General features: G+C 51.7%; 14 protein-coding genes. 13 read left to right on the forward strand and 1 reads right to left on the reverse strand.

Going from position 1 to position 13,558, the window contains the following annotated elements; genetic code table 11:
- The first annotated feature begins 2 nt into the window (after window positions 1-2).
- The 6 genes from ACQ4MX_RS17325 to ACQ4MX_RS17350 are packed head-to-tail and all read left to right on the forward strand — an operon-like array spanning window position 3 to window position 6,462.
- Window positions 3-1,148 (forward strand): cobalt-precorrin-5B (C(1))-methyltransferase, encoded by a 1,146-nt coding sequence (locus ACQ4MX_RS17325; protein ID WP_431086260.1) that lies wholly within the window; start codon window positions 3-5, stop codon window positions 1,146-1,148.
- Window positions 1,141-2,397: a precorrin-6y C5,15-methyltransferase (decarboxylating) subunit CbiE gene (cbiE, locus tag ACQ4MX_RS17330; RefSeq protein ID WP_431086262.1), complete on the forward strand. Its 1,257-nt coding sequence runs from the start codon at window positions 1,141-1,143 to the stop codon at window positions 2,395-2,397. The genes ACQ4MX_RS17325 and cbiE overlap by 8 nt, the downstream gene beginning before the upstream one ends.
- Window positions 2,398-2,426: 29 nt before the next feature.
- Window positions 2,427-3,143, forward strand: a complete 717-nt coding sequence (gene cobI, locus ACQ4MX_RS17335) for a precorrin-2 C(20)-methyltransferase (protein WP_431086264.1) — start codon at window positions 2,427-2,429, stop codon at window positions 3,141-3,143.
- Window positions 3,140-3,934 carry a precorrin-4 C(11)-methyltransferase gene (gene cobM, locus ACQ4MX_RS17340; protein ID WP_044644396.1) on the forward strand — a complete coding sequence of 265 codons (795 nt, stop codon included), beginning with the start codon at window positions 3,140-3,142 and terminating at the stop codon, window positions 3,932-3,934. The genes cobI and cobM overlap by 4 nt, the downstream gene beginning before the upstream one ends.
- The gene (locus ACQ4MX_RS17345) at window positions 3,927-5,015 is read left to right on the forward strand and encodes a cobalt-precorrin 5A hydrolase (protein WP_431086267.1); all 1,089 of its coding nucleotides are present in this window, start codon (window positions 3,927-3,929) and stop codon (window positions 5,013-5,015) included. Before cobM ends, ACQ4MX_RS17345 begins: the two co-directional genes overlap by 8 nt.
- A complete protein-coding gene (locus tag ACQ4MX_RS17350) occupies window positions 5,008-6,462 on the forward strand; it encodes a cobyrinate a,c-diamide synthase (protein WP_431086268.1) in 1,455 nt (484 codons plus the stop codon). Before ACQ4MX_RS17345 ends, ACQ4MX_RS17350 begins: the two co-directional genes overlap by 8 nt.
- A 173-nt stretch (window positions 6,463-6,635) precedes the next feature.
- On the opposite strand, the gene ACQ4MX_RS17355 is transcribed toward ACQ4MX_RS17350, so the two are convergent.
- The gene (locus tag ACQ4MX_RS17355) at window positions 6,636-7,085 is read right to left on the reverse strand and encodes an AbrB/MazE/SpoVT family DNA-binding domain-containing protein (protein WP_431086269.1); all 450 of its coding nucleotides are present in this window, start codon (window positions 7,083-7,085) and stop codon (window positions 6,636-6,638) included.
- Window positions 7,086-7,511: 426 nt separating this feature from the next.
- Between ACQ4MX_RS17355 and ACQ4MX_RS17360 the strand changes: the two genes are divergently transcribed.
- From ACQ4MX_RS17360 to ACQ4MX_RS17390, 7 genes are all read left to right on the forward strand, one after another.
- Entirely contained in the window at window positions 7,512-8,150 is a 639-nt protein-coding gene (locus ACQ4MX_RS17360) for a ThuA domain-containing protein (RefSeq protein ID WP_134912104.1), read from the forward strand.
- Between the two features lie 101 nt (window positions 8,151-8,251).
- Complete coding sequence (locus ACQ4MX_RS17365; protein WP_431086270.1) at window positions 8,252-8,611, forward strand: phasin family protein; 360 nt, start codon at window positions 8,252-8,254, stop codon at window positions 8,609-8,611.
- Window position 8,612: 1 nt separating this feature from the next.
- Window positions 8,613-10,283 carry an ABC1 kinase family protein gene (locus tag ACQ4MX_RS17370; protein WP_431091363.1) on the forward strand — a complete coding sequence of 557 codons (1,671 nt, stop codon included), beginning with the start codon at window positions 8,613-8,615 and terminating at the stop codon, window positions 10,281-10,283.
- A 23-nt stretch (window positions 10,284-10,306) separates the two neighbouring features.
- The gene (locus tag ACQ4MX_RS17375; protein ID WP_431086271.1) at window positions 10,307-10,879 is read left to right on the forward strand and encodes a hypothetical protein; all 573 of its coding nucleotides are present in this window, start codon (window positions 10,307-10,309) and stop codon (window positions 10,877-10,879) included.
- Window positions 10,880-10,971: 92 nt separating this feature from the next.
- Window positions 10,972-11,211 (forward strand): hypothetical protein, encoded by a 240-nt coding sequence (locus ACQ4MX_RS17380; protein WP_044644405.1) that lies wholly within the window; start codon window positions 10,972-10,974, stop codon window positions 11,209-11,211.
- Window positions 11,212-11,634: a type II toxin-antitoxin system VapC family toxin gene (locus tag ACQ4MX_RS17385; RefSeq protein ID WP_431086272.1), complete on the forward strand. Its 423-nt coding sequence runs from the start codon at window positions 11,212-11,214 to the stop codon at window positions 11,632-11,634.
- A gap of 271 nt (window positions 11,635-11,905) precedes the next feature.
- Window positions 11,906-13,354, forward strand: a complete 1,449-nt coding sequence (locus tag ACQ4MX_RS17390; RefSeq protein WP_431086274.1) for a SulP family inorganic anion transporter — start codon at window positions 11,906-11,908, stop codon at window positions 13,352-13,354.
- Window positions 13,355-13,558: the final 204 nt, after the last annotated feature.

A 13,558-nucleotide genomic window follows, 5' to 3' on the forward strand; every position in this document is an offset into this window, starting at 1 on the left:
GTATGGAAAAGGAAGCGGCGTCCGCCGACAGACCCAAACGGATGAAAAGTGGTGAAGCCCCCGCGCCAGACAAGCCGATGCGGTCAGGCTTTACAACCGGAGCCTGTGCGGCTGCGGTTGCCAAAGGAGCGGTGCAACTGCTCATCACGGGCATTCCGCCGAAGGAAGTGGTGATATCGCTGCCAGCGGGATTCGATCATGCGTTTGAGCTGATCGAGCTTGTGCTGAACGCGGACGAGGCTTCCTGCACGACGATCAAGGACGGTGGCGATGATCCGGATGCCACGCATCAGGCGAGAATTACCGCGTCCGTTAGCTGGCGCGAGGAGCCGGGCATTGAGCTGGACGGCGGCATCGGCGTGGGACGGGTAACGAAGCCCGGTCTGCCTGTGCCTGTCGGGGAAGCAGCGATTAATCCGGTGCCGCGCCGGATGATTACGGAGGCTGTGACAGGCGTGCTTGAGGAGCACGGATCAGCCAAAGGTGTCCGTGTCGTCATCAGCGTACCGGACGGCGAAGAAATCGCCAAGAAGACGCTGAATGGGCGACTTGGTATTCTTGGCGGTATTTCCATACTGGGTACGCGAGGTGTGGTGGTTCCATTTTCCACGTCGGCTTATAAAGCCAGTGTCGTGCAGGCCATATCGGTTGCGCAAGCGATGGATTGCAAGGAAATTGTCCTGACCACAGGCGGCAGCAGTGAAAAATATGCAATGCAAATGTATGATCAGCTCACGGAAGAAGCCTTTATTCAGATGGGCGAATTTGTCGGCTTTGCGATCAAGCATGGAAAACGGCTGGGAATGAAGAAAATCATTCTCGTCGGCATGCCCGGCAAGCTGTCGAAGGTCGCTCAAGGTGTCATGATGGTTCATTCCAAGAGCGCCCCGGTGGATTTTGGCTTTTTGGCCGAGGTCGCGCGTGAAGCGGGTGTGGACGAATCGCTTGCAGCGGCGGTGGCTGAGGCGAATACAGCTACACAGGTGGCAGATATGATGACCGAAGCGAATGCGTTGAGCTTTTTTGAAAAGCTGTGCACCTATGGCTGTCAGCATTGTCTGGAGTATGCAGGTGGTGGAATCGTTGTAGAAATGGTACTGGTAACGATGAAAGGGAATGTGCTGGGGAGGGCGAGAGTCGGTGAGTAGAGTGATCCGTATCATTGGTATCGGTGAAAATGGAGCGGCAGGTCTGTCGCAGGAGACGCTGGAGCGAATCGAGCGTGCGGACGTGCTGGTTGGCGGAGAGCGCCAACTGGCCTTTTTTCCAACAGCCGTAGGGGAAAAACGAACATTAAAGAGCGGCTTCTCCGCCGTGGTGGAAGAATTGGGACGTTTGCGTGAGGACAAGGATATTGTCGTACTTGCATCAGGCGATCCGCTTTTTTTTGGAATCGCAGGGTATTTGTCCGCCAAGCTGGGGGCTGAGCATCTGGATATTTTGCCGCATCTCAGCTCGGTTCAGTTGGCATTTGCACGTCTGGGAGAGAGCTGGCAGGATGCGGTGCTGGAAAGCATACATGGCCGTCCGATAACCGGACTGGCTCAGCGGATCGACGGACAGCACAAGGTCGCGCTGCTGACGGACGACCGGAATCATCCTGCCGCAGTCGCTGCCTATCTGCTGCATTATGGCATGACGGAATACGATGCCTTTGTCGGCGAGCATTTGGGCGGACCGGATGAGACGTATCGGCATTATACGCTGGAAGAGATGGCGCAGGGAACGTTCCAATCACTGAATGTGGTTATTTTGCGCCGTCGTAAGGGTGCGGACGTGCTTGCGATTCGTCGGGGATTTGGTTTTGAGGATGCGGAATTTCACCAGCGCAAGCCGGAAAAAGGGCTGATTACGAAGCGTGAAGTGCGCGTGTTCAGTTTGTCCGAGCTGCGTCTGACGGAGCGAAGCATTGTATGGGACATTGGCGCAGGGTCCGGCTCTGTAGCTGTGGAGTGTGCGCGGCTAGCGAAGTACGGGCAAGTGTTTGCCATTGAGAAGAATGAAGGCGATCTCGCCAATGTGGAAGCGAACAAGATCAAATTCCGCACCGATTTTCCGGTCATTCACGCCAAAGCGCCTGCCGGACTGGAAGAGCTGCCAGACCCGGATGCGGTGTTTATCGGCGGGAGCGGGGGAGAGCTGGCGGAGCTGATTCGGCTGTGCGCTTCCCGTCTGCGTACGGATGGACGAATTGTAGTGAATGCCGCAACGATTGAGACGCTGCATGACGGCATGAAGGCGATGCAAGCAGCGGGGCTGGAAACCTCGGTGACGTTACTGCAAACAGCGCGTAGCAAGCCAATTTTGAATATGACGCGTTTTGACGGACTGAATCCGATATATGTCATTACAGGGCGGCCGTCGGTAGAAGCGGCTGACGAGGTAGCAGGGGAGTAATTTGGTAGATCAAGAGGGGGAGAGACAGCATGAATACGGCGGCAACAGGAACACTTTACGGCGTAGGCGTGGGGCCGGGTGATCCCGAGCTGATTACGGTCAAGGCGTACCGCATGATTCGGGAATGCGCAGTTGTGGCTTATCCGAAAAAACGTCGGGGAGGCAAATCGTATGCCCATGAAATCGTGGAGCTGTACGTAAACCCGGAGGAAAAAGAGATGCTGGGACTCATTTTCCCGATGACCAAAGACCCGGTTGTACTGGAACGGGAGTGGAACAAAACGGTGGTTGCCTGCTGGGAGGCTCTGAGTCAAGGCAAGGATGTAGCCTTTGTCACCGAGGGGGACCCGAATCTGTACAGTACCTTTATTCACTTGGCGCGTCTCATGAAGGAGCTTCATCCCGAGGTGCCGATTGTATCTATTCCGGGCATTTCCTCCGTTTTGGGAGCAGCGGCGGCACTGGAGTTGCCTTTGGCAGACGGAGATCAGCAGGTCGGTATTATACCGGCTACGGATGATAGAGAAGCGATGAAGCGGGCGATTGAAAATCACGACACAGTCGTGTTTATCAAGGTTGCCAAGGTGCTGGATTTGATTCTGGATGTGCTGGATGAACTGAATCTTGGGGAACATGCGTCTGTGATCACCAAGGTTACATCTCCATATGAAATGGTATGGCGTAACGCGCGCGAGCTGCGCGGACAGGAGCTTGAATATCTGAGTCTGATGGTGGTGAGCAAATGAGTTTGGAGCCGAAAGTATATATCGTAGGAGCGGGTCCCGGCGACCCGGAGCTGATTACCGTCAAGGGCTCCCGGATTTTACGTACAGCCGATGTTGTGTTGTATACGGATTCACTTGTGAACGACGAGCTGATTGCCACGGCCAAGCCAGAGGCGCAGGTGCTGCAAAGCTCAGGCATGGATCTGGAGCGGCAGGTCGAGATTATGAGCGAGGCTGTGCAGGATGGACGCAGTGTAGCTCGTGTACATACGGGGGACCCGGCAGTGTACGGCGCGATTTTGGAGCAAATGGTATTGCTGAAGCAGCGCGGAGTCGCTTATGAAATCGTGCCCGGTGTTAGCTCGGTCTTCGCTTCTGCTGCCGTGCTTGGCGCAGAGCTGACTGTGCCTGACCTGACACAGACGGTCATTCTGACGCGTGCCGAAGGCCGTACACCTGTACCGGATCGGGAAAAGCTGCGCGACCTGGCATCCCATCACTGTACAGTGGCCCTATTCCTCAGTGCAACGCTGGCGAAAAAAGTGGTCGTCGAGTTTCTGGCGGCTGGCTGGAGCGAGGACACACCTGTAGCGGTTGTACAACGTGCAACCTGGCCAGACCAAAAGATCGTGCGCACAACGCTCGCTCAATTGCCTGCCGATCTACGCGCAGCGGGAATTACGATGCATGCGATGATTTTGGCAGGCTGGGCGCTGGACCCTGGGCTGGTAGACAAGGACGCGCATCGTTCCAAGTTGTATGATAAGTCGTTCACCCATGGCTACCGGAAGGGAGTGAAGCCCGGTGAGTAATCCATTTGCCGCTGTGGCGATCACGAAGCATGGAGTGGAGATGGTTCGTCATTTAGGAGCCAGCTTTCCGGGCACGGATGTGTATTACATGTCCAAGTTTGAGCGTGGCGACGAGCAGGAGCGTGGCATTCAGTTGTTCGAAGGCTCGGTCAAGCTGATTTTGCCGGATTTATTTAAGCAATATAACGGTATTATTTTATTTATTTCCCTCGGTGCGGTCGTCCGTATGATTGCGCCGATTCTCGTGGATAAAAAGGTAGACCCGGCGGTGGTCGTCATTGATGATCGCGGGGAGCATGTCATTAGCGTACTGTCCGGGCATTTGGGCGGTGCTAATGAACTGACCCGTCATGTGGCTTCTGTACTCGGCGCACGCCCGGTAATTACGACTGCATCGGATGTACAGGGCACGATTCCGGTGGACATGTTCGGTCGGGAATTGGGTTGGGTGGTCGACAGCTTCGACAAGGCAACTCCGGTGAGCGCGGCTGTTGTGAATGAGGAGCCTGTGGCGCTTGTTCAAGAGACAGGCGAACGGAACTGGTGGCGTTATGGCAAGCCTGTGCCTGCCCATATCAAGGTATATGGTTCGATGGCAGAAGCGTCACAAGAGCCGTTTAATGCGGCCTTGGTCGTTAGCGACCGCCTGCTGGAGCCGGAGGAAGAGGAACAGTTCTTAACGAATGGCGTGCTGTATCGTCCGAAAAGTCTGGTACTCGGCATCGGCTGTAATCGGGGTACTGCTGTGGAGGAGCTGGAGGCAGGCGTGCTGGACACCTTGAATGAGCTTCGCTTGTCTGTGAAAAGCGTGCGCAATATTGCGACCATTGATCTGAAAAAGAATGAAGAGGGCCTGCTTGCCCTTTGCGCCAAATATGGCTGGGAGCTGGTGACGTACACGCCATCAGAGCTAAACACCGTACAGCTTCCCAATCCATCGGAAACGGTCTTCAAGTACACAGGAGCGTACGGTGTCAGCGAGCCTTCGGCCTTGCTGTCCTCCGGTGCAGACCATTGGCTGCTGGAGAAGAAAAAAAGCGGCAACATGACAATATCCGTAGCACGGGTTTCTTATGACTGATCGCAATAAGCAGGATGTGCGGACGGATCAGGCCGCTGGTGCACCCAGAAGCCGTATCGTCGTGGCTGGAACGGGCAGCGGCGCGGGCAAGACGACCGTTACCCTTGGGCTGATGAAGGCTTTTGCCGACGGCGGCCTGCGGGTGCAGGGCTTTAAGTGTGGGCCGGATTATATTGATCCGACCTATCATACCGCCGCGACCGGAACGCCTTCGCGTAATCTCGACTCATGGATGACCTCGCCGGACACGGTGCGTGAAACCTTTATCCGCGCCTCCGAGGGTGCGGATATTTCTGTAATCGAAGGCGTCATGGGGCTGTATGACGGCAAGGACCCGCTCAGCAACACCGGGTCGACCGCCGAAATCGCCATGCTGACGGATAGCCCTGTGCTGCTGGTCGTTGATGTGCGTAGTATGGCACGAAGCGCTGCCGCTATTGTACTCGGCTTCCAGCGTTTGGAGCCGAAGCTGCGCATTGCGGGTGTGATCGTGAACCGCTGCGGAAGCCAAGGACATTATAGCATCGTCCAAAAGGCAATCGAGCAGGAGTGCGGCATCCCCGTGCTCGGTTGGCTCCAACGCGACGACGGGCTGGATATTCCCGAGCGTCATCTGGGCTTGGTCCCGGCTGTCGAGCGCGGCGAGCTGGAACCGCTCTTCCAACGGGCGGCAGAGCTGATCCGCACGGGTACGGATTTGGACGCGCTGCGGGCACTAGCGGACTCGGCTCCGCCGCTGTCTTTGCCAGCGCAGCCGTTATTTGCTCCCGATCGGCTTTCGTCGGAGAAGCAAGCCGACGCCGGGGAACGTCCGGTCATTGCCGTAGCCAGAGATGCGGCGTTCAATTTTTATTACCCGGAAAATTTGGATTTGCTGCGTCAGTCGGGAGCTGAACTTTCCTTTTTCAGTCCGCTGGCAGGAGAACGCGTACCTGAGCATGCAAGCGGCCTATACCTGGGCGGCGGTTTCCCCGAGGAGTTCGCCGCAGATATCGCTGCGAATACAGGCTTTCTGGAAGATATCCGCAACGCGGTAAACCGGGATATGCCTCTATTCGCCGAATGCGGTGGTTACATGGTACTGGCACGTACGCTTACAGATCGTTCCGGTGCTGTGCATAGCATGGCGGGGGTCATCCCGTCCGATGTGCGAATGCAGGACAAGCGGGCCGCGCTCGGATACCGGGAAGCAACTGCATTACAGGATTGTCTGCTGCTGGAGGCTGGAGAGACAATTCGGGGGCATGAGTTTCATTATTCCGTGATGGTCTATGATGAATCAGCCTCCCCGTACCCTTATGCCTATCAAACCAAGGGGATGCGCGGGCTCCAGAGCGAAGGCTATGCGAAGGGTAACCTGTTGGCAGCCTACACGCATATTCACCTCGCCTCTTTTTCCAAAGCAGCAGCACGCTGGGTGGAAAAGTGCAGGGCATACGGTCAGTAATCCGCTATATAGCGCCCATCGCAACTGTAGTCCCTAACAGGATAAATGAAGAACTTGATATGTACGTAAAAAGGCCGGTTCCCTTTATCACAAGGGTCCGGCTTTTCTAAACTTAGGCAAGATTCAACCTTACATTACATGGAAGCGTATTCATTACTCTTGTGATGATTCGTTCACATGAGCTTCTTCAACTGGGAAATCCTTCCCTGACTCACGCCTAGCATAGAAGCCAGTTGTTTTTGTGAGGATGCTGGATTCTCTTCCATAAGCTCTCTCATTTTTTCCAGAATAACATCTGTACGCTGATAAATCTTTTTCATATGCATATTTTGCTTGATTGGAGCCGAATTGGTTTCTGCCGAAGTGACTGGAAGCAAGTCTTCCGTTTTCATTGCGGCTGCACATTCGTCACAAATAAACTGGTCCTTAAAATAGGTGTTTGTATCAACCGCACCGCAAAATATGCAATTGGTTGATTTGTACTTACGGAGCATGAGTGTCTGGTCTTCAATAAAAAACTCTAATGGATCGCCGATGTCAATCTCCATCGTCATGCGCAACTCTTTAGGAAGCACAATTCGTCCCAAGCTGTCCAAAGGCCGGGTCATTCCAGTCCTCTTCATTCATGCAACCTCCCCGGTTTTTAAGATTCATAGAATGTATAAGTTTTAAGCAAAGCTTAACAATTCTACAACCGCAAGCATAAACTTCGCTAAAAAGCGATCCAGCCTTTTTGAAACGCATGGACACGCTTTTTTTCTTACGAGTATACCATAAACCGATGAATTCGCCAGTGTTCACGCATATAAATTTTTGAGTATGTTTATTCCGATCAAATATATATGCTATAATCTTCTGCTAAAGGATTTCATAGCCCGCCTGTAGAATTATTTATATATGTCGTAGCCCGGACGATGATTGCGTTGTTATGCGCAACAGGTGAGGGCTAATTGAAATTTTGGAGCGCCCGATCCACACCAATAAGAACAAATGACACGGGGCATCGCCTTTAAAATCCTTATATACAGATTAGGCAAGGAGGATTCATCATGGAAAGAAGAAAAGCATTGTTGTTAGGAGATTATACGTATCCGGAGTTTCACCCGCTACAAGGGGTGGACGGAGAGATTAGCCATATTTTACAGGATTGGATGACGGTACAATGCAGCGAAAATCGTAAAATGCTGCTCAAGGAAAACCTGGCCTCATTTGATTTGTGCATCTCGTACTGCGACAGCCGCAAGGAGGTTTTGTCTCCCCAGCAAACAGCAGGGCTGCTATCCTACGTCAGTGGCGGAGGTGGACTGCTCGTACTGCATAACGGAATTACGTTGCAAGGTCGGTATGAAATTGCACAGCTCATTGGGGCGCGTTTTTTGCGGCATCCTGCTGCGGGTCAGTTGTCCTTCAAGGTGACAGAGCCGGACCATCCGATTATGGAAGGGATTGAACCGTTTGAGATCGAGGAGGAGCCGTATCGGTTTGATTTTGACCCGTTTACTGAAAAAACATTGCTGATGGAATACGAACACGAGGGCCAATGGTGGCCAGCAGCTTGGTCGTTGTCCTATGGCTTGGGTCGGGTCGTCTACTTGATGCCTGGACACAATCAGCCAAGCTTCCAGCATGAAGGATATCGTAAGCTGATTCTTCAGGCTGCCAAGTGGGCTGGACGCTTGCCGGGCTAACATAGCTGATGTCGTCAAACTAGGGAGGGGAGCTGCGGACTTTATGCGGTTCCCCTTTTCAGGTTATACTATAGGTAATCACAGGTAGGGGAGGATATATCATGAGCGATTTGTTCAAAAAAGCCATCTCTTTGGGATGGGGCCTCACCATTGTCAGCAAAGAAAAGGTGGAAAAAGCCGTCGAGGATCTTGTGAACCGGGGAGAACTTGCACCCTCGGAATCTAAAGCTCTGGTTGATCGTCTGATCGAACGGGGCGCAGAGGAACAGGGACAGTTCAAAACGGTGATCCGCGAGCAGGTTAGCCGCATTTTGCAGGAGCTGGATGTACCTACCGAAAATGATGTCGCAAGTTTGGAGCAACGTGTGGCATCCCTGGAAAAACAGGTAGCGGAGATGGAAAAAGAAAAGGCGGCGCTTACGGGTTCGAGCGATGCTGAGGAAGGGAATCGACTGGATTAAAATGGCGGTTCGTATAAAGCACGCCGGTCGTTACCGGGAAATTGCCATGGCGCTGGCGCGTCATGGCTTTGGCTATATGGTGGAGGAAATGGGCCTGTTCCAGCTATTATCGCTGCCCCGCAAGTGGCTGACGAGAGAAACACCAGAGTCCAAAACGCTGGGCGAACGGATTCGACTGGTGCTGGAGGATTTGGGGCCTGCGTTCATTAAGCTTGGACAGTTGGCAAGCACGCGCGCAGACCTGCTGCCGGAGCCGATTATCCGTGAGCTGGTCAAGCTTCAGGATCAGGTGCCGCCTTTTTCCTCTGAAACCGCACGTGGCATTTTGGAACAGGAGCTGGACACGTCATTGGAGGATATCATGGCCCGTTTTGATGATGTTCCGCTGGCTGCCGCTTCCATTGGTCAGGTGCATCTGGGGAAGTTGCACAGTGGAGAACTGGTCGCCATTAAAATCCAACGCCCCGGCGTTAACCGCATCATTCGGCGGGATCTGGATATTTTGAGGGAACTGACTGCAATGGCGGTCAAACGCTGGGAATGGGTGGAACGCTATCAACTTAGCCAGATGGTGGAGGAGCTGGGCAGATCGCTCATTCAGGAACTGGATTACAACCATGAAGCCCGCAATACGGAGAAAATCTCGCTCCAGTTCGAGCAGGACCCGCATATTCATATTCCTAAAATATATTGGGACCATACCTCCTCACGTGTATTAACCATGGAGTTTTTGGATGGTACTCATCTGGGCAATCGCGAAGAACTATTACGTCGTGGATATGATTTGAAAGACCTGGCGCAGCGGCTGGTAAACAGTATGCTGCATCAAATATTTATTGAAGGTTTTTTTCACGCCGATCCTCATCCGGGGAATTTGCTTGTCCTGAAAAATGGCAGTCTCGCTTATTTGGACTTCGGCATGACCGGGCGGCTGAGTGAAGAGATGAAGAATCATCTGGCCTCGCTTATTATCGCGCTGATGCGCAAAAATACCGATGCCATGGTTCGAGCAATCGAACGGCTGGGGCTGGTTGAGCCAGATACCGATATGAACGCGCTACGTGCCGATCTGGATAAGATGCGCGAAGATTACTCGGATGTTCCGTTCTCGCAGGTCAGCATCGGGAATGCCCTGAACGACCTGTTCGGCGCAGCACAGCGGCACCGGATCGGCCTGCCTTCAGACGTTTTGCTGCTCGGCAAGTCGCTGCTGACGCTGGAAGGGGTCGTTGAGCATCTCGACCCTGATCTTAGCATTCTTGCTCTGGCGGAGCCTTTTGGCAACAAGCTGTTAAAGGAGCGCTTTAGCGGCCGTCGTATCCGGGGCAAGCTGTTGGGCGGTGCGACCGAGCTGGTCGAAACGCTGATGGAACTGCCAGGGCAGGCAAGGCATCTGGCTTCGATTATCAGCAAAGGCAAGCTCAAGCTGGAGGTCACCGTGCCGGAGCTGGAAATGCTCCTGCGCAGGCTGGATCAAATCAGCAATCGCCTGTCATTCAGCATTGTACTGCTTGCGTTCAGCATTATTATGGTCGGCCTGATTATCGGCTCATCGCTGAATCATCAGGCGACCATGCTGTGGAATGTGCCTGCGATTGAGATTGGCTTTGTCGTCGCACTCTTAATGGTTGCTTTTTTGCTATATTCTATTTTTAAATCGGGAAGATTTTAGATACCGATCGGAAAGGATGAGCCATGGATAATCATGAGATCAACACCATCCCCATTCATAGTTTCCAAATCACCGATGTGCCGTGGCACCGTCTGACCACTCCATATGGCAGGGGTACCGAGCTGCCGCAATTGATATCGGACGGAAAATATGATGACATTGCTAATCTGATTGAGCATCAGGGCACATTGTGGCAGGTTACGCCTTGGGTGTTGCTCTTTTTATTAGGAAATATGCATGCGAGAAAAGCGGATGATATCACGCTAGACGAATTAGAGTGTTATCATGCAGTTATTGAGGCATTGGACATGGAAAATGCACAAGCGGATTCACAGAAGTCTGTCGAATCCCTGACCATGCTGTTGGATGAAAAATATCTGTGGCCAGAAGATACCGATCCTGAAGAAGATGAACTGGAATGGGAAGAGGAAGAAGCGCGAGGCTATGATCCGGTGGCCTTTTGGAGCTATTACGATTATAGTTATCGGTTATTGAAACGGGCATTACCTGATTTTGAGAGCATGCTCCAGCATAGCTCCGACCCGGATATCTCTGACGCCCTATTGGAGCTTGTGCAGGAGTTGCAAAAATTTTAAATATAAGAAAACGAATCAAGCGAGCTGGTGTTCAGCACTCCAATATCAGGTGGACCATGCTGGAAACTAATTTGGGCTAAGGGGTGTTTCTGATGGCTAAGAAATTAACGGATATACATCGTATACGCCTTCTAAGTCTCCTCCGGGATATTGGGTTCGAACCATCTAAGGTTACTATAGAAACTAAGGAAGGCGAAACCGAGGTTATTGATTTAGAGCCTTCATTACCTAAGGGACTGCAAGCTGTTTTGAAGTCGCGAGGCAGCTTAAGTAAGGAACAATTGCTTGAGATTGAAGAGAGCGTCAAGCAATCCAGGGAGAATTGGGAATAGATGGGGTACTTATTTGATACGAATGCAGCTATTGCCCTTCATAGACTTGAATCTTCCTTGGATGAAGTAATTCGACAGGCTGAGAAAGATAAAGAAAATATTTTCTTTTCAACTATAACCCAGTCCGAGTTTATAGCTGGGTTACCCACTGAAACCGACTTAAGTTCGATACCCTTTCTTGGCGGAGATTTTATTTCAGTTGACTCAGAGATTGCAATTAAAGCGGGTCGTATCAGAAGAGAACAAAAAGATAAGTGTGGGAGAAAGCTTAAGACCCCAGACGCTTTAATTCTTGCGACAGCTATCATAAACAAATTGATATTGGTTACGGCGGATCAAGATTTGCAGTTCGCGGAGTTCGAGTATGAGGTTAGAGTGATAAATTTTAACAAACCGGAGTCTCAGGAATTGCGAAAATTTTAAATATAAGAAAACGAACCAAACGAAGGAAACAGGCGATATTCCAAGGAAACGCCTGTTTTCTTTTTCTAAACAGCCTCTTACCTGACTCGTTTCCGCGAATCCCTTACGTTATAATGATGGACTGAATGTAACGGGCGGGTTCGTGTGAGAGAAACGAGCCGAATCATAGGAGAGCCTATGCGATTGACCGCTGGACGGAGGCCCGGAACGATACCGGGCTGCGGGTCAACACGCGGTTCTCCGTTAATACAGGAGGCTGGAAAGAAACCGTATGAATCTTAGACAACAATGGTTCGGTAATATCCGGGCCGATATACTTGCGGGCATGACCGTGGCGCTGGCGCTGATCCCGGAGGCGATTGCCTTCTCGATCATTGCCGGTGTCAATCCGATGGTCGGACTGTACGCCTCCATCTCAATGGCAATTGTTATTTCTTTTGCAGGCGGACGTCCGGCGATGATCTCGGCAGCAACCGGGGCTGTAGCGGTATTGGTCGTCGGTTTGGTGAAGGATCATGGCGTGGAATATCTGTTTGCGGCTACTATTTTGGCGGGGATTATTCAGGTGCTGCTGGGTGTTTTAAAAATAGGACGATTTATGAGCTTTATTTCGCAGCCAGTCATGACCGGGTTTGTGAATGCGCTGGCGATCCTCGTCTTTATGGCACAGCTTACCCACTTTCATGGAGCCAATTGGATCATGTATGCAATGGTAGCAGGTACGCTGCTCATTGTGTATATTTTGCCGAGGTTTGTGAAAAGCATTCCCGCTCCATTGACGGCAATCATTATCATGACGATCATCACGTATGCGTTCGGGTTAAATGTCAAAACCGTAGGTGATATCGGTACGCTGACCAGCTCACTGCCTTCATTCCATTTGCCGCAGATTGAGTGGTCTTTGCATACTTTGTGGATTTTACTGCCGTATTCCTTTACGATGGCGCTGGTGGGACTGCTGGAATCGCTGCTGACAGCCAGTATTTTGGATGAAATGACCGAAACGAAAAGCAATAAAAACCGGGAAGCCCGCGGGCAAGGGATTGCCAACTTTGTAAATGGCTTTTTCGGCGGTATGGGTGGTTGTGCCATGATCGGACAATCTGTTATTAATGTTAGCTCGGGAGGTAGAGGGCGTTTGTCCACCTTCACGGCAGGGGTGTTTCTGGCCTTTCTGCTGCTGGTGCTCGGCGGGGTTGTGAAGGAAGTACCGATGGGCGCACTGGTGGGAGTTATGTTTATGGTGTGTATCGGGACAGTGGACTGGAATTCGCTCCGAAATATCGCCAAGGTTCCCAAGGCGGACACATTTATCATGGTTACGACGGTCGTCATTGTGGTGGCTACGCATGATTTGTCCAAGGGTGTTATTGTGGGCGTGCTGCTGAGTGCCCTGCATTTTGGCTGGAAAATGGCTAAAATCCGCATCAGCGCGACAGAGGACAACGATGAAAAAGTGTACCATGTTAGGGGTCCGATGTTTTTTGCTTCGACGACTCATTTTGTCGACCATTTTGAACCTTCGGATGATCCGAAGCGCGTGGTGGTGGATTTCAGCCAATCGCATATTTGGGATCATTCTGCGGTAACCGCCATTGGGAAGGTGCTGCAAAAGTACACGAAATCCGGTAAATTGATTACCCTGCGGGGACTAAACGAGGAAAGCCGCTTGATTGTGGAAAAGCTCGGCGGCCCGGTAGTTACGGAGCCACTGGTGTGATAAATCGTATAGAATAGATCAAAGCCTGGAATGGAATTTAACCATTTCAGGCTTTTTTGCATGTATTTCTGAAATGAAATAAAGGTTTTCTTCCTAAATCATAGATAAATATGACAAATTTTCGTCAAAGTATTGACGTAATAATTAGGCTGGAATACAATCATTGTTATTAAACTTACAAAATACATAGGATTAATCGAAAAT

The sequence above is a fragment of the Paenibacillus sp. 8b26 genome, assembly GCF_050626875.1.
In the GTDB taxonomy this organism is placed as follows: Bacteria; Bacillota; Bacilli; order Paenibacillales; family Paenibacillaceae; genus Paenibacillus.